This is a genomic window from Reyranella sp. GW821-FHT14A01, from assembly GCF_058803965.1.
Genome location: NZ_JBXAPM010000006.1, coordinates 210,188 through 232,048, shown reverse-complemented (window position 1 = coordinate 232,048; position 21,861 = coordinate 210,188). Strand labels below are relative to the sequence as shown.

General features: G+C 65.2%; 22 protein-coding genes and 1 pseudogene. 12 read left to right on the top strand and 11 right to left on the bottom strand.

The window, feature by feature from the left end:
• The first annotated feature begins 33 nt into the window (after positions 1-33).
• Positions 34-777 carry an SDR family NAD(P)-dependent oxidoreductase gene (locus AC1ROX_RS12430; RefSeq protein ID WP_493125895.1) on the top strand — a complete coding sequence of 248 codons (744 nt, stop codon included), beginning with the start codon at positions 34-36 and terminating at the stop codon, positions 775-777.
• 3 nt (positions 778-780) lie between these two features.
• Here AC1ROX_RS12430 and AC1ROX_RS12425 read toward each other — a convergent pair whose 3' ends face one another.
• Positions 781-1,500 (bottom strand): alpha/beta fold hydrolase, encoded by a 720-nt coding sequence (locus AC1ROX_RS12425; protein WP_493125893.1) that lies wholly within the window; start codon positions 1,498-1,500, stop codon positions 781-783.
• 62 nt (positions 1,501-1,562) lie between these two features.
• On the opposite strand from AC1ROX_RS12425, the gene curA reads away from it, so the two are divergent.
• Entirely contained in the window at positions 1,563-2,585 is a 1,023-nt protein-coding gene (gene curA / locus AC1ROX_RS12420; protein ID WP_493125891.1) for an NADPH-dependent curcumin/dihydrocurcumin reductase, read from the top strand.
• 7 nt (positions 2,586-2,592) lie between these two features.
• On the opposite strand, the gene AC1ROX_RS12415 is transcribed toward curA, so the two are convergent.
• Positions 2,593-3,171 carry an HdeD family acid-resistance protein gene (locus AC1ROX_RS12415; RefSeq protein ID WP_493125889.1) on the bottom strand — a complete coding sequence of 193 codons (579 nt, stop codon included), beginning with the start codon at positions 3,169-3,171 and terminating at the stop codon, positions 2,593-2,595.
• A 111-nt stretch (positions 3,172-3,282) separates the two neighbouring features.
• Between AC1ROX_RS12415 and AC1ROX_RS12410 the strand changes: the two genes are divergently transcribed.
• The 7 genes from AC1ROX_RS12410 to AC1ROX_RS12380 all read left to right on the top strand — a co-directional run bounded on the left by AC1ROX_RS12410 (position 3,283) and on the right by AC1ROX_RS12380 (position 10,147).
• On the top strand, positions 3,283-4,122 hold the full coding sequence (locus AC1ROX_RS12410; RefSeq protein WP_493125887.1) for an NUDIX hydrolase: 840 nt from the start codon (positions 3,283-3,285) through the stop codon (positions 4,120-4,122).
• Positions 4,123-4,247: 125 nt separating this feature from the next.
• Positions 4,248-5,690: a hydroxymethylglutaryl-CoA synthase family protein gene (locus tag AC1ROX_RS12405; RefSeq protein ID WP_493125885.1), complete on the top strand. Its 1,443-nt coding sequence runs from the start codon at positions 4,248-4,250 to the stop codon at positions 5,688-5,690.
• 59 nt (positions 5,691-5,749) lie between these two features.
• The gene (locus tag AC1ROX_RS12400) at positions 5,750-6,949 is read left to right on the top strand and encodes an acetyl-CoA acetyltransferase (protein ID WP_493112400.1); all 1,200 of its coding nucleotides are present in this window, start codon (positions 5,750-5,752) and stop codon (positions 6,947-6,949) included.
• A 149-nt stretch (positions 6,950-7,098) separates the two neighbouring features.
• A complete protein-coding gene (locus AC1ROX_RS12395; protein WP_493125883.1) occupies positions 7,099-7,560 on the top strand; it encodes a MaoC family dehydratase N-terminal domain-containing protein in 462 nt (153 codons plus the stop codon).
• Between the two features lie 11 nt (positions 7,561-7,571).
• Positions 7,572-8,000, top strand: a complete 429-nt coding sequence (locus AC1ROX_RS12390; RefSeq protein ID WP_493125881.1) for a MaoC family dehydratase — start codon at positions 7,572-7,574, stop codon at positions 7,998-8,000.
• Positions 8,001-8,022: 22 nt separating this feature from the next.
• Positions 8,023-8,847 (top strand): SDR family NAD(P)-dependent oxidoreductase, encoded by an 825-nt coding sequence (locus AC1ROX_RS12385; protein WP_493125879.1) that lies wholly within the window; start codon positions 8,023-8,025, stop codon positions 8,845-8,847.
• Between the two features lie 85 nt (positions 8,848-8,932).
• On the top strand, positions 8,933-10,147 hold the full coding sequence (locus AC1ROX_RS12380) for an FAD-dependent oxidoreductase (protein WP_493125877.1): 1,215 nt from the start codon (positions 8,933-8,935) through the stop codon (positions 10,145-10,147).
• Between the two features lie 85 nt (positions 10,148-10,232).
• Here the strand turns inward: AC1ROX_RS12380 and AC1ROX_RS12375 are convergent.
• The 4 genes and pseudogenes from AC1ROX_RS12375 to AC1ROX_RS12360 form a co-directional block, all read right to left on the bottom strand.
• Positions 10,233-10,955 (bottom strand): annotated as a pseudogene (locus AC1ROX_RS12375) (SDR family NAD(P)-dependent oxidoreductase); the annotation flags it as partial.
• 71 nt (positions 10,956-11,026) lie between these two features.
• Positions 11,027-11,668, bottom strand: coding sequence for a glutathione S-transferase family protein (locus AC1ROX_RS12370; protein WP_493125876.1), 642 nt, complete (start codon positions 11,666-11,668; stop codon positions 11,027-11,029).
• Positions 11,669-11,776: 108 nt separating this feature from the next.
• Entirely contained in the window at positions 11,777-12,463 is a 687-nt protein-coding gene (locus tag AC1ROX_RS12365) for a gamma-glutamylcyclotransferase (RefSeq protein WP_493126149.1), read from the bottom strand.
• A gap of 169 nt (positions 12,464-12,632) precedes the next feature.
• Positions 12,633-13,538 carry a LysR family transcriptional regulator gene (locus AC1ROX_RS12360; RefSeq protein ID WP_493125874.1) on the bottom strand — a complete coding sequence of 302 codons (906 nt, stop codon included), beginning with the start codon at positions 13,536-13,538 and terminating at the stop codon, positions 12,633-12,635.
• A 261-nt stretch (positions 13,539-13,799) separates the two neighbouring features.
• On the opposite strand from AC1ROX_RS12360, the gene AC1ROX_RS12355 reads away from it, so the two are divergent.
• Both AC1ROX_RS12355 and AC1ROX_RS12350 read left to right on the top strand, forming a co-directional pair.
• Positions 13,800-14,972 (top strand): efflux RND transporter periplasmic adaptor subunit, encoded by a 1,173-nt coding sequence (locus tag AC1ROX_RS12355; RefSeq protein ID WP_493125872.1) that lies wholly within the window; start codon positions 13,800-13,802, stop codon positions 14,970-14,972.
• Positions 14,969-18,142, top strand: coding sequence for an efflux RND transporter permease subunit (locus AC1ROX_RS12350; protein ID WP_493125870.1), 3,174 nt, complete (start codon positions 14,969-14,971; stop codon positions 18,140-18,142). Before AC1ROX_RS12355 ends, AC1ROX_RS12350 begins: the two co-directional genes overlap by 4 nt.
• Here AC1ROX_RS12350 and AC1ROX_RS12345 read toward each other — a convergent pair.
• Complete coding sequence (locus tag AC1ROX_RS12345; protein ID WP_493125868.1) at positions 18,139-18,942, bottom strand: AraC family transcriptional regulator; 804 nt, start codon at positions 18,940-18,942, stop codon at positions 18,139-18,141. The genes AC1ROX_RS12350 and AC1ROX_RS12345 overlap by 4 nt on opposite strands.
• A gap of 29 nt (positions 18,943-18,971) precedes the next feature.
• On the opposite strand from AC1ROX_RS12345, the gene AC1ROX_RS12340 reads away from it, so the two are divergent.
• Positions 18,972-19,400 carry a DUF2000 family protein gene (locus AC1ROX_RS12340; RefSeq protein WP_493125866.1) on the top strand — a complete coding sequence of 143 codons (429 nt, stop codon included), beginning with the start codon at positions 18,972-18,974 and terminating at the stop codon, positions 19,398-19,400.
• Here AC1ROX_RS12340 and AC1ROX_RS12335 read toward each other — a convergent pair.
• The 4 genes from AC1ROX_RS12335 to AC1ROX_RS12320 are packed head-to-tail and all read right to left on the bottom strand — an operon-like array spanning position 19,397 to position 21,838.
• Positions 19,397-20,593, bottom strand: coding sequence for an MFS transporter (locus AC1ROX_RS12335; protein WP_493125864.1), 1,197 nt, complete (start codon positions 20,591-20,593; stop codon positions 19,397-19,399). The two genes, AC1ROX_RS12340 and AC1ROX_RS12335, sit on opposite strands and share 4 nt — an antisense overlap.
• A gap of 13 nt (positions 20,594-20,606) precedes the next feature.
• A complete protein-coding gene (locus AC1ROX_RS12330) occupies positions 20,607-20,975 on the bottom strand; it encodes a nuclear transport factor 2 family protein (protein WP_493125862.1) in 369 nt (122 codons plus the stop codon).
• 28 nt (positions 20,976-21,003) lie between these two features.
• The gene (locus AC1ROX_RS12325) at positions 21,004-21,477 is read right to left on the bottom strand and encodes an SRPBCC family protein (RefSeq protein ID WP_493125860.1); all 474 of its coding nucleotides are present in this window, start codon (positions 21,475-21,477) and stop codon (positions 21,004-21,006) included.
• Entirely contained in the window at positions 21,458-21,838 is a 381-nt protein-coding gene (locus tag AC1ROX_RS12320; protein WP_493125858.1) for an ArsR/SmtB family transcription factor, read from the bottom strand. The genes AC1ROX_RS12325 and AC1ROX_RS12320 overlap by 20 nt, the downstream gene beginning before the upstream one ends.
• Between the last annotated feature and the right edge of the window lie 23 nt (positions 21,839-21,861).

Below are 21,861 nucleotides of genomic sequence, written 5' to 3'. Positions count from 1 at the left end.
AAGTTCTGCGCAGCATCGTTGCGAGGAGCGAACATGGCGAAGAAGACGAAGGCGGTCGTGCTGGGCGTGGGCGCCGAGCGCGGCCTGGGCGCGGCGGCGAGCCGGCGCTTTGCGAGAGAGGGTTATCACGTGCTCGTGGCCGGCCGGACCGGTCCCAAGATCGACAAGGTGGTCGAGGGCATTCGCAGCGCGGGCGGCTCGGCGACGGCGGTGATCGTCGACGGCACGAAGGATGACGAGGTGATCGCGCTGTTCGACAGGGCGATGGCCGATGATGCCGACGGTGCACCGGCCGATCTGCTTGTCTTCAACATGGGCAACAACGCCGCCGTCGATTTCCGCGAGATGACGGCGCAGCATTTCGAAGACTCCTGGCGGGTCGGCTGCTTCGCCGGCTTCCTGTTCGGCCGTGAAGCCATGCGCCGCCTGGTGCCATTGGGACGCGGCACGGTGATCTTCACCGGCGCCTCGGGCTCGCTGCGCGGCCGGCCGCGCTTCGCTGCTTTCAACGCGACCAAGGGCGGGTTGCGCCTGATGGTCCAGTCGATCGCGCGCGAATTCGGCCCGCAGGGCATCCATGTCGCGCACGCCATCATCGACGGCGGCATCGAGGGCGAGCGCCTCCTCTCGCGCATGCCCGACCGCGTCGAGAAGGCGGGACCCGACGGCCTGCTGAACATCGACGCCATCGCCGACAGCTACTGGCACCTGCACACCCAGCACCGCAGCGCCTGGACCCACGAGATCGACCTGCGGCCGTACAAGGAGCCGTTCTGACGATCAGGGAATGGCGAGCAACTCCGCCGTCACGAGGTCGGGCGCCGAGATGATGCAGTTGTGACCGGCCTCGATCGAGCGGTAGCGGACATGCGGCATGGCCTGCACCTTCTCGTGCATGCCGGCCGAAACCGGATAGCGCGGCTTGGTGCAGGCGACGTAGGTCATCGGGCGGCCGTTGCCTGCGGGATTGTGGAGCGTGATCGGCTTGGTGTAGCAGGCGACCGGGTGCGGCGTGAGATGGCGGTGCGTCCACGCCGCCAGCACCGGATCGTCGATGATCAGGCTCGTGACCGGTGCGAAGGGCAGAACCTCAGTGTCGTTCACGACTTTCATCAGCTTCTTCCGCTTGGCGACGATCTCCGGCGGGATGCGGCCGAAGATCGACTGGCCGTCGGTCGCGATGCCGCCGTCGATGATGACGAGATGGCCGATCCGCTCGGGGATCCGGTCGGTGACCAGGGTCGCGATCAGGCTGCCGAAACTGTGGCCGACCAGCACGATGTCGCGCAGGTCCTCCTTCTCCAAGGTGGCGATCGTCTCGGCCAGGAACAGGTCGTTGTCGAGCTCGGGCGACAGTTCGGCCGCGCGCTCGCCGACGCCGCGAAAGGGCAGGGCCCGGGCGTCATGGCCGGCAGCCCTCAGCCGCTCGACGACGAATTGCCAGGACCACGCGCCCATCCAGGCGCCGGGAAGACAGACATAGGTACGGGATTTACTCATTAACGTGCGCGTTTCTCGGGGTCATCGGCATGATAACGTGCCGCAAACAAGCGGAGGATGCCATGGCCACCAATCGTCGCGTGCTGCTGAAGTCGCGCCCGCAGGGCGAGCCGACGCCTGCCAATTTCGACATCGTCGACCAGGCGATCCCCGAGCCCAAGGACGGCGAGTATCTCTCGCGCACGATCTGGATGTCGCTCGATCCCTACATGCGCGGCCGCATGGCGGAGGCCAAGGGCTACGCCTCCAACGTCAATCTCGGCGATGCGATGGTCGGCGGCACGGTGGGCCAGGTCGTGAAGTCGAAGAATCTGCGCTTCAAGGAAGGCGACTATGTCGTCGAGTATGCCGGCTGGCAGAGCTATGCCGTCTCGACCGGCGACATGTCGATGAAGCTCGATCCCGATGCCGCCCCGCTCTCGACCGCACTCTCGGTGCTGGGCATGCCGGGCATGACGGCGTGGTGGGGCCTGATGGAGATCGGCAAGCCCAAGGCGGGGGAGACGGTCGTCGTGTCGGCCGCCTCGGGCGCCGTCGGCTCGGTGGTCGGCCAGCTCGCCAAGCTCAGGGGCTGCCGCGCGGTCGGTATCGCCGGCGGCAAGGACAAGTGCGACTACGTCGTGAACGAGCTGGGCTTCGATGCCTGCGTCGACTATCGCGCGGCCGGCGGTAACCTGTTCAAGGAACTGCGCGCGGCCGCGCCCAAGGGAATCGACGTCTATTTCGAGAATGTCGGCGGCGCGGTGCAGGCGGCCGTCGTGCCCCAGCTCAACGACTTCGCGCGCGTGCCCCTCTGCGGGCTGATCTCGCAATACAACGAGATGCAGATGAGCCCGGGTCCCGACTGGCGCCTGCTGCTGATCAAGCGCGCCACGGTGACGGGCTTCATCGTGTCGGACCACTTCGGCCAGATGGCCGACTTCTGGAAGGAAGTGCCGGCCGCGGTGAAGGCCGGCAAGATCAAGTACCGCGAGGATATCGTGAAGGGCATCGAGAACGCGCCCGAAGCCTTCATCGGTCTCCTGAAGGGCCGGAACTTCGGCAAGCTGCTGGTGCAGGTCGCCGAGGATCCGACGCGGAAGTAGCCGCGCTCTACGCGGCGGGCCGGTTCTTCAGGGCCAGGCCCATCGTCACCCAGCCCGACCCGATGAAGATCAGGTCGATGCCGAGGAAGATGCCCAGCACGAAGAAGCTGGAAGCCGGCCACTGGGCGATGATCATGGCGCCCAGCAGCAGGGTCACGAGGCCCGAGACGACGACCCAGCCCCAGGGCTTGCCGGCCGACTTCATGCTGAAGGCGATGAAGATGCGTAGCGCGCCGCCGAACACCAGGGCGCCGCCCAGCATAAGGGTGAGGATGGTGGCGGCCGCGAAGGGGTTCATGAGGGCGATGATGCCGGCGCCGACATAGAGCAGGCCGAGCAGCATCCAGACCGCGAACTTGCCCCAGCCCTTGACGCTGAACGCCGCCGCGATCTCGGCGACACCGCCCATGATCATCATGATGCCGATGATCATCACGGCGGAGGCGGTGGCGGCGACCGCACTGCCCAGCGCGATGAAGCCCGCGATCAGGAACACGACGCCCAGCGCCACGATCCATCCCCACTTGGCGCGCAGGACCTTCATGCCTTCCGCGAGATTCGGGGGCAGGGGGGTGTTGGCCGACATGGACATGACGTGCTCCTTCAGAGCGGAATGGACGCTGTCAGGATACACCCGGCCGTTGGCACTGTCGCCGCTTGTATGGGACACTTCACCGTCACACGAATGCAGGAAGACATGACCGAACCGAAGAAAGAGCCGGCGCCGCCGCGTCCCGCCACCACCGTGCTGCTGCTGCGCCCGTCACAGCCGGGCGATGCTGCCTCGCCGCTCGAAGTGTTCATGGTCGTGCGTCATCACCAGATCGATTCCTTCTCCGGCGCGCTGGTCTTTCCCGGCGGCAAGCTGGAAGACGCCGATGGCGACAAGGCGTTGCGCGCCCGTTGCGGCGGCGCCGACAAGATCGACGATGCCGAACTCAAGTTCCGCGTCGCCGGCGTGCGCGAAGCCTTCGAGGAATGCGGCGTGCTGCTGGCCCGCAAGCGCGGCGAGCGCGCGCTGATCGCGGCGGCCGACCTCAAGGCGATCGAAACCAAGTGGCGCGCCAAGCTCGCCAAGGACGAGGCGAGCATCGTCGACATGGTCGAGGCCGAGGATCTCGAGATCGCGACCGACCTGATGACGCCCTACGCGCACTGGATCACGCCGACCTTCGTGCCCAAGCGCTTCGACACCTGGTTCTTCCTGGCCGAGGCGCCCGAGGACCAGATCGCCCTGCACGACGGATCGGAGTCGACCGACTCGGTGTGGATCGGCGCGCAGGAAGCGATCGACGAGGCGACGGCAGGAAAGCGCACGCTGGTCCACGCGACGACGAAGAACCTAGAACTGCTGGCCGAGGGCAAGACGGTGGCCGGCGCGATCTCGGCCGCGACGGCGCGCAAGATCGTCACCGTGCAGCCCTGGGTCGAGGTGAAGGACGGCAAGAAGTTCCTGCACATCCCCGAAGGCGCCGGTTATCGCAATCTCGTCCGCGAGATGCCGCCGGCGGGTGGCGTTCCGCAGACCGGAAGGTGATTTCGCCGACGCGGCTGCCATGAAGAAAAGCGGCTCGCCCGGCCCGGGCGACCGCGCTAAGAGCGAAGCCATAAACGCTCGTTCATGAACCGGCTCAGGCCGGACCAGGTGGAGGAAGAAGAACGATGGTCGGAATCGTGGCCTATGGCGCTTATGTGCCGCGCCTTCGTCTCAACCGTCAGGCCGTCTATGACGCCAACAAGTGGTTTGCCGCCGGCCTGCGCGGCCTCGCCAAGGGCGAGCGCTCGATGGCCAACTGGGACGAGGACTCGATCACCATGGCGGTCGAGGCATCGCGCGACTGCCTGACCAGCCACAAGGCCGAGGACGTCCGCAACATCTACTTCGCTTCGACGACGCACCCGTTCAAGGACCGCCAGAATGCCGGCGTCATCGGCACCGCACTGAACGTCGAGCAGAACCTGTCGGCCACCGACATCGGCGGCTCGCTGAAGGCAGGTACTTCGGCGCTGATCGCCGGCCTCAACGCTTCGAAGGAAGGCGCGCCGACGCTGGTCGCCGCCGCCGACAAGCGCATGGCCCGCGTCGCATCGTCCGCAGAACTCAACTACGGCGACGGCGCCGCGGCGCTGCTGTGCGGCACCGAGAACGTGATCGCCAAGCTGGTCGGCCATCATTCCGTGTCGATGGATTTCGTCGATCACTTCCGCGGCGACGAGTCGGACTTCGACTATGGCTGGGAAGAGCGCTGGATCCGCGACGAGGGCTATTCGAAGATCGTGCCGCCGGCGATCAAGGCGGCGTTTGCCGCGGCCAAGCTGAAGGGCAGCGACATCACGCACTTCATCATGCCGAGCCCGATGCCGGCGGTACCGAAGCAGATGGCCAAGATGGTGGGCATCGGCGAGGGCGCGGTGCGCGACCTGCTGGGCGCCAACCTCGGCGACACCGGTGCGGCCCACGCGCTGGTCATGCTGGTCGATGCGCTCGAGACCGCCAAGGCCGGCGACAAGATCATGGTCGTGGCGTTCGGCCAGGGCGTCGACATCCTGGTGTTCGAGGTCACGGCCGAGAAGGACAAGCTTCCCGCGCGCAAAGGCCTGTCGGGCTGGATGGCGCGCCGGAAGGAAGAGAAGAACTACATGAAGTTCCTCGCCTTCAACGAGATGCTGCCGATCGACAAGGGCATGCGCGCGGAGTTCGACAAGAAGACCGCGCTGTCGGTCCTGTGGCGCAAGCGCGACATGCTCTACGGGCTGGTCGGCGGCAAGTGCACGGTCTGCGGCACGGTGCAGTTCCCGCGCAGCCAGGTCTGCGTCAATCCCAACTGCCACGCGATGGACAGCCAGGATCCCTACGCAATGGCCGGCCTCGAATGCTCGGTGATGTCGTTCACCGCCGACTCGCTGGTCTACTCGCCGGATCCGCCGGGCTATTACGGCATGATCACCTTCGCCGAGGGCGGCCGCTTCATGGCCGACTTCACCGACAGCGACAAGGACCAGGTCAAGGTCGGCGCCAAGATGCGCATGGTCTTCCGGATGCGTGACAACGACACCATGCGCGGCGGCTTCAAGCGCTACTTCTGGAAGGCCGCGCCGGCGTAGATCGCGTTTCGTCTTTTCAAGCGTTCCACTTTCAACTTCCACCACCAAGGAGACCTGCAATGGCTCGTGGTATCAAGGACAAGGTCGCTATTCTCGGCATGGGCTGCTCGAAGTTCGGCGAACGCTGGGACAGCGGCGCCGAAGAGCTGATGCTCGAAGCCTACCGGGAATGCCTGAAGGACGCCGGCATCGACCAGAACCAGCTGCAGGCGGCGTGGTTCTCGACCGCCATCGATGAGGTTCATGTCGGCAAGTCCGGCATCCCGCTGTCGACGACGCTGCGCCTGCCCAACATCCCCGTCACGCACGTCGAGAACATGTGCGCTTCGGGCACCGAGGCTTTCCGCGGCGCCTGCTATGCCGTGGCCTCCGGTGCGGCCGATTTCGCGCTGGCCGTCGGCGTCGAGAAGCTCAAGGATACCGGCTATGGCGGTCTGCCGGGCGGCCGTGGCGGCCCGCTGCAGGTCCTGTGGAACGCGAGCGGCACGGCGCCGGGCAACTTCGCCCAGCTCGCCACCGCCTATATGACCGCGCACGGCGTGTCGGGCGAGGACCTCAAGAAGGCGATCGGCCACGTTTCGTGGAAGAGCCACCAGAACGGCGCCAAGAACCCGAAGGCCCATCTCCAGAAGGCCGTCGAGATGGAGACCATCCTCAACGCGCCGATGATCGCCTCGCCGCTCGGCCTGTTCGACTGCTGCGGCGTGTCGGACGGCGCGGCCGCGGCCATCGTGACGACGCCCGAGATCGCCAAGGCACTCGGCAAGAAGGACATCGTCAGCGTCAAGGCGCTGCAACTCTCGGTCTCGAACGGCTCGGAGTCGGGCCACAATTCGTGGGACGGCAGCTACTTCCACACGACGCGCATCGCTTCCAAGAAGGCCTACGAGGAAGCCGGCATCAAGAGCCCGCGCGACGAAGTGTCGATGTTCGAGGTCCATGACTGCTTCTCGGTCACCGAGCTGGTGACCATGGAAGACCTGCACATCTCCGAGACCGGCAAGGGCTGGAAGGACGTGCTCGACGGCTTCTACGACGCTGACGGCAAGATCCCCTGCCAGATCGACGGCGGCCTCAAGTGCTTCGGCCATCCGATCGGCGCCTCGGGCCTGCGCATGCTCTACGAGATGTACCTGCAGCTGCAGGGCCGGGCCGGCGCTCGCCAGCTCAAGGACCCGCGCATCGGCATGACGCACAATCTCGGCGGCGCGCCGCGCGAGAACATCTCGAGCGTCGCCATCGTCGGCCGCTACGAGTAACGCGCACATTGTCATCCCGAGGCGCAGCCGAGGGACCTTTCGCTCAAGGTAAAGGTCCCTCGCGACGCTCGGGATGACAGCAAGTGCTTGGCGCCCTCTCCGTGCAAGGCGAGGGCGTTTTTGTTTTGGCGTCAGAGGAGGAGATGTTCATGGAGCTCGACAAGAAGCTCATCGGCCACGAGTTCAAGCCGTTCACCGCCACCGTCGAGGCCGGCAAGATCAAGCTGTTCTGCAAGGCCATCGGCGAGGAAGACCCGATCTACAGCGACGAGGCCGCGGCCAAGGCGGCGGGCTACCCCGGCATCACCGCGCCGCTCACCTTCCTGCGCGCGCTGCAGGCCGACGATCCCAACAAGGGCGGCCTGCTGCGCCTGCTCAACGTCGATATCGGCCTGATCCTGCACGGCGAGCAGCACTTCGAGTATTACGCGCCGGTCGTGGTCGGCGACGTCGTCACCTGCCAGGAGAAGGTCGTCGACATCTACGACAAGAAGGGCGGTGCGCTCTGGTTCGTCGTCCAGGAAATGGAGATGAAGGACAGAGCGGGCAAGCTGCTGGCCAAGGGCCGCGGCGTCACCGTCGTGCGCAACCCCGACGCGGCGAAGAAGTAAGGGAGGCAATCATGGCAACCGCTACCGCTCCGAAATTTGCCGACGTGAAGGTCGGCGACGAACTGAAGCCGCTGGTGCTGCCGCCGATCAGCCGCCACCAGCTCGCCCTCTATTGCGGCGGCTCGGGCGACCACAACCCGATCCACGTCGATCTCGACTTCGCCAAGAAGTTCGGTTTCAAGGACGTGTTCGCCCACGGCATGCTGTCGATGGCCTTCCTCGGCCGCCTCGTCACCACCTGGGTGCCGCAGAAGCAGGTCCGCGGCCTCGGCACGCGCTTCACCTCGATCACCTGGGTCGGCGACGTCATCACCGTCAGCGGCAAGGTCACGGGCAAGCGCGAGAAGGACGGCGAGACGCTGGTCGACCTCGAGGTCAAGTGCACCAACCAGAACGGCCAGGACACGCTGCAGGGCAATGCCACGGTCGCGCTGAATTAGCGTCGAGAATCAGGAGACAGACATGGGTCAGATGGACGGCAAGGTGGCGATCGTCACCGGTTCGGGACGCGGCATCGGCAAGGAGATCGCGCTGCGCCTGGTGCGCGACGGCGCCAGCGTGGTGATCAACGACATCGACGACGCGCCGGCCGATGAGACCGTTGCCGAGATCATCAAGATGGGCGGCAAGGCGGTGGCCTGCAACGGCGACGTCGCCAAGCCCGACTTCGGCGACCGCATCGTCAAGACGGCGGTCGACGCCTTCGGCGACTGCCATGTCGTCGTGAACAACGCCGGCTACACCTGGGACTCGGTCATCCAGAAGATGAGCGACGAGCAGTGGTACGCCATCCTCGACGTCCATCTGACGGCGCCATTCCGCGTCCTGCGCGCCTTCCAGCAACACTTCCGCGAGGCCGTCGAGAAGGAGCGCAGCCAGGGAAAGAGGATCGTCCGTAAGGTCGTGAACATTTCCTCGACCTCGGGCGTCAACGGCAATGCCGGCCAGTCGAACTACTCGGCGGGCAAGGCCGGCATCGTCGGCCTGACCAAGACGCTGGCCAAGGAGTTCGGCCGCTACGACGTCACGGTGAACGCCGTGGCCTTCGGCTACATCCAGACGCGCCTCACCAAGCCGCTCGCCCAGGGCGAGTCCGGCGAGATCGAAGTGCAGGGCCGCACGGTCAAGATCGGCGTCCAGGGCGGCCGCCTCGCGGCGCTGAACCAGATGATTCCGCTCGGCCGTGGCGGCCTGCCCGAAGAGGCGGCCGGCTCGGTCTACCTGTTCTGCAGCCCCGACAGCGACTATGTCAGCGGCCAGTGCCTGGTCGTGAACGGCGGCCTGTAACAGTCAACCGGTAAAAAAACGATTGCAGGGTGGCCTGTTGGCCACCCTTTTTCGTTGTATACGCTTCCCGGGTTAGGATGGTGGGATGGCGTTGGGATCTCTTGAGATCGGTATCGTAGGTTGCGGTGTTGCCGGACAGGCGGTTGCGAGTTTCCTCGCCGATGCCGGGCATCGTGTTACTGTATTGGAACGCTTCGAGCAGCCGCATCCCGTGGGGGCCGGCCTGCTGCTGCAGCCCACCGGTCTGTCCGTCCTGCGGGCGCTTGGCCTCGAGCAGGACGCGCTGGCGGCCGGCGCCCGGATCGACGGTGTGCTCGGCGAAAACCAATGGGGAGTCCGGATCCTCGAACTGGCCTACAGCGACCTGCACAAGGCAGCTTTCGGCCTCGGCATCCGCCGTTCGGCCCTGTTCGACCTGCTGAATCGCCGCCTGCTTGCATCGGGAGCCCGTCTGATCGCCGGCGTGGAGATCACCGGGGTCGAGCGTGAGGGCGCCCGGGCGGTCGCGGTGGATGGCAGGGGAGGCCGGCATGGTCCGTTCGACCTGCTGGTCGTTGCGGACGGCGCCCATTCGACGCTGCGGGACCGCCTGATGCCCGGTGCGCGCGCGCCGATCTATCCCTGGGGCTGCCTCTGGGCGACCGTTCCCGACTCCCTGGGATTCGGTGCGGGCGCACTCCTGCGGCAGCGCTTCGCCGATGCCACGGTGATGATGGGCCTTCTCCCTGTCGCGCCCGATACGGTGACGATGTTCTGGAGCCTGCCGACGCCCGCCCTTTCGCTCGACCGGCCGATCGATCTGGAGGCCCTGCGGCAGGAGGCGATGATCCTGTGGCCGGAAGCCGCGCCCACGATCGAGCGCGCCGTCAAAGCCGGCGACTTCGCGCGCGCGACCTACCGGCACGTGGCCTTGCCGCGCTGGAACGAGGGCCCGGTCCTGTTCATGGGCGATGCCGCGCACGGCACCAGTCCGCAGCTCGGGCAGGGCGCCAATCTCGGCCTGCTCGACGCCCATGCGCTCGGCCGCAGCCTCGCCGAGGCAAGCGACCTCGCCCAGGCGATGGAACTCTTTGCGCGCCGGCGCGGCCCGCCCAGCCGCTTCTACCGAACCGCCAGCAACCTGCTGACGCCGTTCTTCCAGTCCGACAGCATACCGCTCGCCATCCTGCGCGACCTCGCCCTTCGCCAAGCCTGCCAGACGCCGATCGTCCGGCCGATGCTGACAGGCGTGCTCGCGGGCCTGCGTCGCGGCTGGCTGTCGGCCGAGCAACTCGACGCCGACGGTCGGTATCCGCTCTAGCTTCGCCGATCCAAAAGATCGAGCAGTTCGATCATTCATGGGTCCGATGGACATTGCACCATCGGACCCATGAACCTTCACGCTGTTACATGCCGCCCGATACCACGATGGTCTCGCCGGTGATCCAGCGGGCATCGTCGGAAGCCAGAAATACCGCCACGGGGGCGATGTCATCCGGGCGGCCGAAGCGGCCCAATGGCGTCATGCCGATCATGTTTGCCTGGAATTCGTTGCCGATGAGGTCGGCGGCGTGTGTTCCAGGCGTTTCGACGCCGCCGGGATTGATCGAATTCACCCGGATGTTGCGGGGCCCGAGTTCCTTCGAGAGCGTCCGGGTGATGGCGTCGACCGCACCCTTCGTGGCCGTGTAGATCGATGCACCGGCCGGCGTTTGGCGGCTTGCGACCGAGCCGATGTTGACGATGCTGCCGCCCTCCGGACCGAACTGCTTCGCGGCGGCCTTCGTCGCCAGGAGAAGTCCGAGCACGTTGGTGTCGAAGTGGCGACGGTACTCGTCCTCGTCGACTTCCTCGATCGTGCCGAATTTGTAGACGCCGGCATTGTTGACGAGAATGTGGACCTTTCCGTAGGCATCCGCGGTCGCAGAGAACAGGCGCTCGACATCCTCGGCTCTGGCGACGTTGCCCTGGACGACGATGGCTTTCCCGCCCTCGGCTGTGATGGTGCTGGCGGTTTTCTCGGCGCCCGAGCGATCGCTCGCGTAGTTCACCACCACCGAAGCGCCTTCCGCCGCGAGCTGGCGGGCGATCTCGCCGCCGATGCCTTTCGATGCGCCGGTCTTTGCGGCCGATCCTTCGGTGTCTTTGCGTCAGCTCTGATGGTCATGGCTATTGTCCTTCAATGTCGGTGGCTTGTGTTTCACGCGGCCGCCTGGGCGTGATGGATCTGCGCAAGGGCCGCCTCGTCCTTCAGTGCTTTCTGGGCGGCGGGACGCGCCTGGACGCGTGCCACGTAAGCCATCAGGTTCTTGAGGTGGTCGATTTTCACGCCGGAGCGTTCGTGCCACATGGTGGCCCAGATGTAGGCGTCGGCTACGGTGAAGGTCTCTCCGGCGATGTATGTGCGGCCGTCGGCCAGCTGCCGATCGAGCTCGGCATAGGCCTTCACAAGCTTGTTGCGAGTCCACTCGGCACCTTCCTCGCTGAGCAGCTTGCGCATCAGGGGGATGTGCTTCTGCGCGATTTCAGTCGCGATAAAGACAAGCAGCTGATCGTACTTCGCCCGCTCGAGCGTCCCGGCCGCCGGGATCAGTCCGGCCTTGGGGTGCTGGTCGGCCATGTACGATGTGACGACGATCGTTTCGGTCAGACGGTCCCGGGTTTCGTTGTCGAGTTCCAGAACGGGCACGTAGCCCAGCGGGTTCACGCGCTCGAACGGCTGGCCGTTAGAGGTGGTCTTGCCGATGACATCGAAATGGACCAGTTCGGGGGAGAGGCCGAGTTCATTGGCGACGAGTTGGGCGGCCAGGGAGCAGGTGGCGCGGGCGATATAGAGCTTCATGGTTTGTCCTCTGTTGTGTGACAAACCCAAGGTAATAATGGATGGTGGGGCGATAAACGCCGCTATCAGAACAACACTGTATCTTCTCATGATACAGTTTCTGGATGCTTACGGGCCGCCCTGCGCCTCAGTCGCTTCCTGGAGACTCACGACCTCCTTGCGAAGACGTTCGAGGTCTTCGTCCTTGATGCCGCGCATCTGCAGGCTCTCGCAGGTTCGGAACAGATAGTCCGCGGAACTGCCGAGCGCCCCGGATGCGGTTGCCAGGCGATGGACGATCTTGTCGCGTGCAAGACCGCCATCGTAACGCTCGCAGGCCGGATCGATCGTGAAGGCAATGCCGCTGGCGAAGCGATGGCCGTGCTCGTCCATGAGATCGAGCCAGCGCGGCACATAGGCTGTCGTCAGCATCTCGCGTTTCCAGATCACCGTGAGCTCGGTCTCGATCTCTTCGGCAATCCGAAAGGCGATGCCATCACAATACCCTCCTTCGTCCAGCCCGAGGACGAGGCCGGGATTGCCGGTCGTCCCGCGCCCCGCGGGCGTCGCAAGGCAGAACGCGCGGTGCCAGCCCGTGACGCGCGCCACGCGACTCTCGGCAAACCGAATCATCGGATTCCAGATCAGGGATCCATAGGCGAACAACCACACGTCCCCCCGTGGCTTCGCGGCGAGAGTTCGAGTGAGTGAGGCCCGGCGTTCGACCTCCGAGAGAATGCGCATGTCCGGAGCGTCGCGCAGAACCATGGCATCGATCGCCCCGGATTCGATCCGATCTCTTGTCAGGCTGTTCATCGTCACGACGCCCTCCATGGCTCTCGAGCCATCGGTATGATCCGCCGGGCATCGGCGATAAACGGCCAGAGGCGATACTGTTTGTCTCTGGGCGGGACTCAATCGCTTCCGATACCGGTTCGGCTCGATACCGCCGATCGCAGAAGCGAGCTGTCGGCACTGCTGTGGTCTAGAGGGGACGTCGGAGGAACTCCGCGACTGCGTCGAGCACCACACGCGTCTTGGCCTGCATGCGACGTCCCGCAGGAATCAACGCATGGATCGGTGGTCCTTCGACATTGGCTTGCGGCAGGACGGGCTCGAGTTCGCCGGCTTCGACGTGCGGAGCCGCGACGCGGTCGAATATCTGTGCGATGCCCATCCCGGCAATCGCCGCGTCAACGAATGCACGACCGTCGCTGGTGATGACGCTGGCAGGCGGCATCGTGTCGAAGACGCGTGATCCATCGGTCAATGTCCACGGTCTCGTCTTGCCTGAGCCTGCGCGAAAGATAATCGCCTTGTGCCCCTGCAAATCACCGATCGACGCGATCGGTGCATATCGCGCGAGATAGCCCGGGGACGCATAAAGCCCGAGGCGCATGTCGCAGAGCTTGCGCACGGTCATTTCGCCTTCCGAAGGCAAGACGCCGGCGCGCACGACGATGTCCCAGCCATCCTTCACGGGATCCGATTGCCGATCGCTGAGGTTCAACTCGACGGTGACCTTGGGATGCTGCTCGTGAATGCGCTGGAACGTCGGCAGCAATAGCCGTCCGAAGCCGATCGGAATGTCGAGGCGCACGCGACCCACAGGCTCGTCGCGCCGCGCGGACAAGGTGAGTTCGGCTTCGTTCAATCGATCCAGCGCCGTCCGCGCGGCTTCGAGATAGATCTCACCATCCTCCGTCAGTCGAACCGCACGCGTCGTGCGTTGGAAAAGGCGCGTGCCAAGCCGGCCTTCCAGGCGCCGCACGGCTTTGCCGACATTGGACTTGCTGCTTCCGAGCCTTTCCGCGGCGCGCGTGAAGCTGCCGTTTGCCGCGACCTCGACGAAGGCCGCGATATCCTGAATGGGCAGGTCGGATGCGGGCATCTGTATTCCTATGAGAGACAAATAGTTCTGATGAACGATATTGGCGATAGCGCAGCGCCAAAAGATGACATCCGCAGGCCTGCTCAGATGGGCGCCTTCTAAGGAGAGCGCATAAGTCATTGATATAATTAATTTATATCGAGAAAATTACTATATCTCTAAAAGATACAAACAGTCTCGTTTGGCAAGGTTTATCGCATGATTGCGGCGCTCCATAAGCCCCCGGTCATTCGCTCGCTTCCGGGCCAAAGGATGCTGATCATGAAGAGCACAGGATTTTTGGTGGGCATTTCCGCCGTCGGCGGAATCGCGCTGATGGTCGCCGCGTGCATGCCCGAGACGGCCAACGCGCCCGCCATTCCCACCGTCTCGGCCAGTACACCGACGATCAAGGAAGTGACCGGATGGGACATCTATACAGGCCGCCTTGAAGCCGTTGACGTCGTTGAGGTTCGCTCGCGCGTCAACGGCTACATCGAGCGTGTCGCCTTCCGCGATGGCGACTACGTACAGCAGGGCGACCTGCTGTTCGTGGTCGATGCGCGGCCCTACCAGGCTGCAGCCAAGCAGGCCGAGGGCCAGCTTGCGCAGGCACAGGCCCAGCTTGCGCTGGCCAGCAAGGAACTGCAGCGCGCCCAGTCATTGATCACGAGCAAGGTGATTGCGGCCAGCGTGCTGGAGCAACGTATCGAAAGCCAGGCTGCGGCTGAAGCTGCGGTCAGCGTCGCATCCGCCGTGCTGGCTCGTGCCAGGCTCGATCTGGAGTTCACGCAGGTGCGCGCGCCGATCGGTGGCCGTATCAGCCGCAAGCTGATCGGCGAGGGCAATCTGGTGGCAGGCGGTGACGCCAACGCCACCATGCTCACGACGATCGTCTCGCTCGATTTGATCGACGTTTACTTCGATATCGATGAGCAGAGTTTTCTGCGATACGGGCGCGCCGCGAAGGACGACGGCGAGCAAGCCGTCGTTCGACCCGGCAACGAAGTGGGAATCACCCTCCCTGGCGACATAGGCCCAAGTTTCTTCGGCCGGCTGAATTTCTCGGAGAATCGCCTCGATGTCTCGACGGGCACGCTGAGACTGCGCGCGCGGATTCCCAATCCGGACCACGTCCTGAAGCCGGGCCAGTTCGTACGCGTCTCGCTGGCTGCCGAGCCTTCTCATCGGGCCATTCTGGTGCCGGCGGCAGCCGTGACCAGCGATGCTTCCCATCAGGTTCTCTACATCGTCGGACCGGACGACCGCGTCACGACCCGCCCGGTCGAACTCGGCCGCATCTTTGGAGCGACGCGCGAAGTCACTCGCGGCCTCGACGGCACCGAACGGGTCGTCGTCTCGGGACTGCAGCGTGTCCAGGCGGGCACTAGGGTCGCCGTCCGACTGGAAGAAGCCAAGTCGGAGCGTTCGGTTTCGAAGGAGGATGGACAATGAGTTTGGGCGAGCTTTCCGTAAAGGAACCGATCTTCGCGATCGTACTGTCGATCGTGACGATCATCGTCGGCGGCATTGCCTACCTGACGCTTCCCGTGACGGAGTATCCGGACATCGTGCCGCCGACGGTGGTCGTCGCGACGACCTATCCGGGTGCTTCGGCCCAGACGGTGGCCGACACCATCGCCACGCCGATCGAACAGGAAGTCAACGGCGTCGAGGACATGCTGTACATGTACAGCCAGGCCACGTCGGACGGCGGACTGAACCTGACCGTCACGTTCAAGCAGGGCACGAACCTCGATAAGGCCCAGATGCTGGTCCAGAACCGCGTGGCGCTGGCGTTGCCGCGCCTGCCGCAACCGGTTCAGCGTAACGGTATCTCGGTGAAGAAGTCTTCGCCCACGATCCTGAGCGGGGTATTCCTGTTCTCGCCGGACGGGAGCTACGACCAGCTCTACGTCTCGAACTTCGCGCTGCGCTCCGTGGTCGATGTGCTCAAGCGCATCGACGGCGTCGGCGATATTCAGCTCTTCGGCGTTCGCGAGTATGCGATGCGTATCTGGCTCGATCCCGATCGAGCGGCGTCTTTCGGAATTACGCCTTCGGATGTTGCGAGGGCCGTCAATGCCCAGAGTACGCAAGTGGCAGGCGGCGTGGTCGCCGAGCCGCCCGTGACGAATCGGGCATTCCAGTCGACGCTGGTTTTCGAGGGTCGCCTGAAGAAGCCGGAGGAGTTCGGCGACATCATCATCAAGTCCGTCGAGGAAGGGCGCCTTGTCCGTCTCAAGGACATCGCCAGGATTGAACTCGGCGCGCTGACCTATTCCACGGGTGGTTATTTGGGCGACAAGCCGGCGGTGGCGCTCGCCATGCTGCAAAGGCCAGGCGCAAACGCATTGACGACCCAGGCGCAGATCGCCAGGACCATGGCGGAACTCGCAAAGGACTTCCCGAAGGGCATCCAATACGAGATTGGCTACAACCCCACCGGCTTCATTGCCGACAGCATCGACGAATTGGTGAAGACCATCTACGAGGCGATGGTGCTGGTCGTGTTGGTCGTGGTCGTCTTCCTGCAGGGCTGGCGTCCATCGATTATCCCGATCCTGGCGATTCCAGTCTCCCTGGTCGGCACGATGGCGGTGATGGCTGCGTTGGGCTTCTCCATCAACAACCTCAGCCTGTTCGGCCTGGTCCTGGCTGTGGGCGTAGTGGTGGATGACGCCATCGTCGTGGTCGAAAACGTCGAGCGCCATCTGTCGGAGGGCAAAAGTGCACGGGAAGCGACACTCGCCACCTTGCGAGAGGTCGGGGGTGCGCTTGTCGCCATTGCGCTGGTATTGGCGTCCGTTTTCGTTCCGACGGCATTCATCCCCGGCCTATCCGGCCAGTTCTTCCGCCAGTTTGGCGTCACGATTGCCGTCGCCACGCTCATCTCGCTCCTCAACTCGTTCACATTGTCGCCGGCTCTGGCGTCGATGATGCTCAAGCGGCACGGACACGATGATCGCGCCAAGAGTAACGCATTGAAGCGGTTCGGCTCGCGTGCCGCGGCGAGCTTCAACGGCAACTTCGACAAACTGTCCAGGATGTACGGCAGATTGGTCATTCGGCTGGTGCGCCATGCCAGGTCGATGCTCGCAATCTACGTCGTGATGCTCGGCGCCACGGGCTATCTGCTGATCGAAAGTCCGAAGGGCTACATTCCCACGCAGGATCGCGGTTACATCATCGCGATCCCGCAGCTTCCGGCCGGTTCTTCACTCGAGCGCACGACGGAAATCGCACAGGAAGTCGGTCGAATAGCGCTGGGGATTCCCGGAGTGTCGCATTTGCCGACCTTTGCCGGATATTCCGGCGCAACGCAGACCATTTCGTCGAGCGCAGCGGCAGCCTATGTCGTGCTCAAGCCCTTCGAAGAGCGGATGAGACACGGTCAGACCGCCGCCTGGATCCAGGCGGAGTTGATCAAGCGAGTCGCCCATATCGACGGGGCCAACATTCTGGTGGTACAGCCGCCGCCGGTCTCTGGAATCGGAAGCGCCGGCGGCTTCTCGATGCGCCTGGAGGATCGGGCCGGCCTCGGCATGGCTGCGCTGGCCAAGGCGACCAACGATCTCGTTGCGGCGGCCAATGCCACGCCGGGCCTCGCGGGTGTCTACACCACGTTCTCTGTCGACACGCCGCAGATCAAAGTCGCTCTCGACCGTGAGCGGGCCGAGATGCTGGGTGTCCGAAGCGAGGACATAAACGCGGCTATCGAGGCCTACTTCGGCTCGAGTTACATCAACGACTTCAATATGTTCGGCCGCACTTACCGCGTCACCGCTCAAGCGGACTTGCCCTTCCGCCGCAATGAGGATGACCTGGCCCGTATCAAGATCCGCAATGCCAGGGGGGACATGGTGCCACTCGGCAATGTTGCGACGCTGGTCAGCTCGTTCGGTGCGGATCGCGTGCCGCGCTACAATCTCTATTCCGCGACCGAGATCAATGGCGACACGCTGCCGGGCGTGGGGGCGGCCTACGGTATCTCCAGGATGGAAGAGCTTGCCCGGCAGATCCTGCCGGCCGGCATCGGCTTCGAATGGACGGATCTCAGCTACCAGCAGGTAACGACCGGCAATACCGGCCTGTTGATCTTTCCGCTTTGCGTTCTGTTCGTTTATCTGGTGCTGGCCGCACAGTATGCGAGCTGGAGTCTCCCCATCTCGATCCTGTTGATCGTGCCAATGTGCCTTCTGGCCGGTTCGGCCGGTGTCCGCCTGCTGGGTGGCGACATCAACATCCTGACCCAGATCGGCTTCATCGTTCTGGTTGGTCTCGCGGCCAAGAATGCGATTCTGATTGTCGAAGTTGCCCGTCAATTCGAACGTGACGGCAAAGACATGGTGCAGGCCGTGGTCAGGGCCTCGCGTCTGCGCCTTCGGCCCATTCTGATGACCTCCTTCGCCTTCATCCTGGGCGTCGTACCTCTCGCGGTATCGGCCGGGCCCGGCGCTGAAATGCGGCAGGCAATGGGCATTGCAGTGTTCTCCGGCATGTTGGGCGTCACGCTCTTTGGCCTGGTCTTCACGCCGGTGTTCTACGTCGCAGTGCGGAGTCTGGCTGGAGACAAGAGGCGGCATCGCAACGCCGGGCATGCTGGCGAGGCTGTGCCCGCCTAGGTCGGCCGCGACAGGGCGGCCCACCGGCCTGGCGTGACGCCGAAGCGGGCCGCGAAATGCCGCGTGAGATGGCTCTGGTCGGCGAAGCCCGCGGCGGCTGCGGCCTCCGACAGGGCGATACCGTCGACGATCATCGACTGCGCCTGCATCAGGCGCTGGCCGACCTGGAAACGGTGCGGCGAGGTGCCGAAGGCGGAGCGGAAGTGCCGGGCCAGGGCGAAGCGGTCGAGCCCGCTCACGCATTCCAGCTCGTCGGAGCCGACGGTGCGATGCGACTCCGCCACCAGGAAATCGCGGGCGCGGGTCACGGCGCGGAGAGCGACGCTGCCGCGCCGCCGGCGGAGGCCGCCGTCGCCGCGCCGCGCCAGCAGGTCGGCGAGGCGGCCGATCGTGGCGTCGATCGCCAGCGGCTCAAGCGGCTGCGGGAAATCCACGAAGGCTTCCTCGATCACGCGCGCCGTCGCTTCGTCATGGGCGACCGCATCGGCGACGTAGGGCGGACCGGCGCCGTCGAGCGCCTGCGAGACCGAAGCCGGATCGAGATAGAGCATGCGATAGGCGAAGTCGCCGCCTTCGCCGGCATGGCCGTCATGGGCCTCGTCGGGATGCAGGACCAGCACCTGCTGCGCCCGGCTGGCCCGCAGGCTGCCGCGATAGTGGAACTGCTGCACGCCGTAGAGGGTGAGGCCGATCCCGTAGGTCTCGTGCCGGTGCAAATCGTAGGCGTGGCCGCCGAAGCGCGCTTCCAGCCGTTGCAGGCCGGAGGTCGGTCGGTCGAGGCGGATCTGGTCGGCGTTCATGCACGAATGTTCAAGACGATCGTTACAGCATGCCCCATATGGGCGGCATGATCTACGAAACCAAGACAGCCCTCGTGCTGCGCAAGGACCTGGCTGCCTGGCAGATGGCCAACGTTGCGGCCTTCCTGGCCGGCGGCCTTGCCGGCACCCATGCGCACCTGATGGGCGAACCCTATCGCGACGGTGGCGGCCGAGCTTACACGGCGCTGATCCGCGAGCCGGTGTTCGTCTACGGCGCCACGCTGGAGGAGCTGCAGCGAACCCACCAACGCGCCCTGTCACGCGAGCTGGTACCCGCGATCTACATCGAGCCGATGTTCACCACGACCAACGATGCCGACAACCGCGCCGCCGTGGCCGCGGCGCCGGTCGATGCGATGAATTTCGTCGGCATCGGCGTGCACGGACCGCGCAAGACCATCGATAAGGTCGTGAACAGCCTGAAGTTCCTGTCCTAAGCCGGGCGTCGCGCCGGCATCAGGATCAGCGCCGCCGCGGTGAGGTTGAAGCCCATGCAGACCGCCAGCGGAAAGCCGTATCCTCCCGATACGTCGCGCAGCACGCCGAGCAGGCCCGGACCGAAGGCGTAGAGGGTCTGCATGACCGCCGTGGAAAGGGCGACGATGGCGGGGAAGCGATCGGGCGTGAATTCGCGCTGCACGATCATCGGCGACAGGGTGATGATGTTGCCGACGGCGAGGCCATAGGCGGCACACGCGCCGTAAACGGCGAGCGGCGTCTCGACAAATTCCAGCACGGCGATGGCGCCGGCCTGCACCAGGAAGCACACCGCCGAGGCGCGGCGCGGTTCGAACCGGTCGATGACCAGGCCCAGCACGATGCGGCCGACCAGCGCCGTCACGGCATTGATGCCGACGGCAAGGGCGGGATCGATGGCCGAGCCGCTGGCGGCCGCACGGGAGGTCACCAGCGGCACGAGATGGGTGAGGAAGCCGACCTGGGACGTCAGCACGATGGCGAAGGGCGCGGCGATGCTCCAGAAATGCCATTCGCGCAGCGGCGCCAGCCGATTGGGCCGCACCGTCGTCGGTTTGGGCGACAGCGGCCCCCGGCGCACGAACAGCGCGACGGTGCCGGCCGCCAGCACGATGCCCGCTCCGACCAGTAGCCGCTCCGCCGTGGCGAAGCCCATGTCGGGGATCGCGGCGAGCAGGAGGGGCGAGACGACGAGACCGGCCACGGTGGCGCCGCTCAGCGCGAGGTTCAGTGCGAGGCCGCGTTTGCGGTCGAACCATTGTCCGACCGTGGCGGCGATCGGCGCCACGCTGGTGGCATTCCAGCCTGGCGCCATGACGATGTAGAGCACCACCAGTTGCCAGGGCTCGGTGACCGACGGCAGCAGCATCAAGGCCGCGGCCGTGGTCGACAGGCCCACCAGGAACACGGTGCGCGGGCCGAAGCGGCCGATCGCTTCGGCGATGCGCGGCAGCAGCAGGGCGCCCAGCAGGTAGTGTGCCGTGACGACCGACGAGATGAAGCCCGTCGACCAGCCGTGCGCCCGCTGCAGTTCGACGAGGTAGATGCCGTGCGCGTAGAAGCCGAAGCCCCAGGCGAACACCGCTGTTACGAAGCAGGCGAAGACGACGCGCCAGGCGGCCGGCGACGTGTCGGCGGCCGGAGTCAGGGACATGGTGGACGCGCGATCAGGAGCGGCTGACGTGGGCCGAAACGCAGCGCCAGCCCTCCGGCCTGAGCTGCCAGTCGTCGGTGTACCAGCCGCCGCCCGGGCTGCCGTCAGGTTTGGTGTAGCTGGTGCGGGCGTGGATGATCGCGAAATCGCCCAGCAGGCGGATCTTCACGTCGTGCTCGCGGAGGTTCTTCACCGCCGAGCCGCGGCCGATCTGCGCAAGGAACGCCGCGCGCTCGATCAGCGTGCCGTCAGGGTTGGTGTTGTGGAAATCCTCCGACAGGTGCCCGTCGAACCATGCCACGTCGGCCTCGCCGACCGATCGCACATAGTGGTGGTTGAGCTCCTGCAGCGTCGCGAGATGCCGCGCCTTGTCGTCCGTCACGATGCGTCCTCCGTCTGGCTGGCCGCGTTCACAGGCGCGGCGCGTATTTGGTGAGCTGCTCCAGCGACGAGCTCCAGCCTTCCTCGTGGCTCTGGCAGAACTCGGGCGAATGGAAGTCGGACTGGGTGAAGGCGACCTCGGTGCCGTCATCGTGATCCGTGAAGGTCACGGTGACGAGAGTGGTGGGTGTGAGCGAGCCGTCGCGGCGTACCCAGGCATGGGTGAAGACGAGGCGCTCGGGCTCGGCGATCTCGCGATAGGTGCCGACTTCCGTCTGGATGGCGCCGGTCTCGTCCGACCGGATCCGCATGCGCCAGGCGCCGCCCTCGCGCAGGTCCAGCGCGCAGGACAGGATGTGGAAGCCGCGCGGCGCCCACCACATCTTCATGCGCTCGGGCTCGATGAAGGCGCGGAAGACCAGCGCCCGCGGCGCTTCCAGCACGCGGTTCAGCGTGAATGCGCGGCGCGCCGGAAAGGTCGATTCACTTGCTCTTGCGGGCATGGGTCCGTTTCCTCTTTCTGGGGGCAGGTGCGGCCGCATGGGCTTCCTGCAGATAGGCTTCCAGCCGGTCGAGGCGCTGCTCCCAGAAGCGGCGATACGTGGCCACCCAGTCGGAGACTTCGTGCAGCGGCTCGGCGGCGAGGCGGCAGGGGCGTCGTTGCGCGTCGCGGCCCCGCTCGATGAGGCCGGCGCGCTCCAGCACCTTGAGATGCTTGGAGATCGCCGGCAACGACATGTCGAAGGGCTCGGCCAGCTCGCCGACCGAGGTCTCGCCCAGGGTCAGGCGCGCCAGGATGGCCCGGCGCGTCGGATCGGCGAGGGCCGAGAAGGTGGCGGTGAGACGATCGCTGGCAGGGGACATGGCCGCTCTTCATTATTAACCGT

What these genes read in the sequence shown, in the direction of transcription:
- AC1ROX_RS12430 (WP_493125895.1), top strand. Translation starts at nt 34, where the DNA reads ATGGCGAAGAAGACGAAGGCGGTCGTGCTGGGCGTGGGCGCCGAGCGC.
- AC1ROX_RS12425 (WP_493125893.1), bottom strand. Translation starts at nt 1,500, where the DNA reads ATGAGTAAATCCCGTACCTATGTCTGTCTTCCCGGCGCCTGGATGGGC.
- curA (WP_493125891.1), top strand. Translation starts at nt 1,563, where the DNA reads ATGGCCACCAATCGTCGCGTGCTGCTGAAGTCGCGCCCGCAGGGCGAG.
- AC1ROX_RS12415 (WP_493125889.1), bottom strand. Translation starts at nt 3,171, where the DNA reads ATGTCGGCCAACACCCCCCTGCCCCCGAATCTCGCGGAAGGCATGAAG.
- AC1ROX_RS12410 (WP_493125887.1), top strand. Translation starts at nt 3,283, where the DNA reads ATGACCGAACCGAAGAAAGAGCCGGCGCCGCCGCGTCCCGCCACCACC.
- AC1ROX_RS12405 (WP_493125885.1), top strand. Translation starts at nt 4,248, where the DNA reads ATGGTCGGAATCGTGGCCTATGGCGCTTATGTGCCGCGCCTTCGTCTC.
- AC1ROX_RS12400 (WP_493112400.1), top strand. Translation starts at nt 5,750, where the DNA reads ATGGCTCGTGGTATCAAGGACAAGGTCGCTATTCTCGGCATGGGCTGC.
- AC1ROX_RS12395 (WP_493125883.1), top strand. Translation starts at nt 7,099, where the DNA reads ATGGAGCTCGACAAGAAGCTCATCGGCCACGAGTTCAAGCCGTTCACC.
- AC1ROX_RS12390 (WP_493125881.1), top strand. Translation starts at nt 7,572, where the DNA reads ATGGCAACCGCTACCGCTCCGAAATTTGCCGACGTGAAGGTCGGCGAC.
- AC1ROX_RS12385 (WP_493125879.1), top strand. Translation starts at nt 8,023, where the DNA reads ATGGGTCAGATGGACGGCAAGGTGGCGATCGTCACCGGTTCGGGACGC.
- AC1ROX_RS12380 (WP_493125877.1), top strand. Translation starts at nt 8,933, where the DNA reads ATGGCGTTGGGATCTCTTGAGATCGGTATCGTAGGTTGCGGTGTTGCC.
- AC1ROX_RS12370 (WP_493125876.1), bottom strand. Translation starts at nt 11,668, where the DNA reads ATGAAGCTCTATATCGCCCGCGCCACCTGCTCCCTGGCCGCCCAACTC.
- AC1ROX_RS12365 (WP_493126149.1), bottom strand. Translation starts at nt 12,463, where the DNA reads ATGAACAGCCTGACAAGAGATCGGATCGAATCCGGGGCGATCGATGCC.
- AC1ROX_RS12360 (WP_493125874.1), bottom strand. Translation starts at nt 13,538, where the DNA reads ATGCCCGCATCCGACCTGCCCATTCAGGATATCGCGGCCTTCGTCGAG.
- AC1ROX_RS12355 (WP_493125872.1), top strand. Translation starts at nt 13,800, where the DNA reads ATGAAGAGCACAGGATTTTTGGTGGGCATTTCCGCCGTCGGCGGAATC.
- AC1ROX_RS12350 (WP_493125870.1), top strand. Translation starts at nt 14,969, where the DNA reads ATGAGTTTGGGCGAGCTTTCCGTAAAGGAACCGATCTTCGCGATCGTA.
- AC1ROX_RS12345 (WP_493125868.1), bottom strand. Translation starts at nt 18,942, where the DNA reads ATGAACGCCGACCAGATCCGCCTCGACCGACCGACCTCCGGCCTGCAA.
- AC1ROX_RS12340 (WP_493125866.1), top strand. Translation starts at nt 18,972, where the DNA reads ATGCCCCATATGGGCGGCATGATCTACGAAACCAAGACAGCCCTCGTG.
- AC1ROX_RS12335 (WP_493125864.1), bottom strand. Translation starts at nt 20,593, where the DNA reads ATGTCCCTGACTCCGGCCGCCGACACGTCGCCGGCCGCCTGGCGCGTC.
- AC1ROX_RS12325 (WP_493125860.1), bottom strand. Translation starts at nt 21,477, where the DNA reads ATGCCCGCAAGAGCAAGTGAATCGACCTTTCCGGCGCGCCGCGCATTC.
- AC1ROX_RS12320 (WP_493125858.1), bottom strand. Translation starts at nt 21,838, where the DNA reads ATGTCCCCTGCCAGCGATCGTCTCACCGCCACCTTCTCGGCCCTCGCC.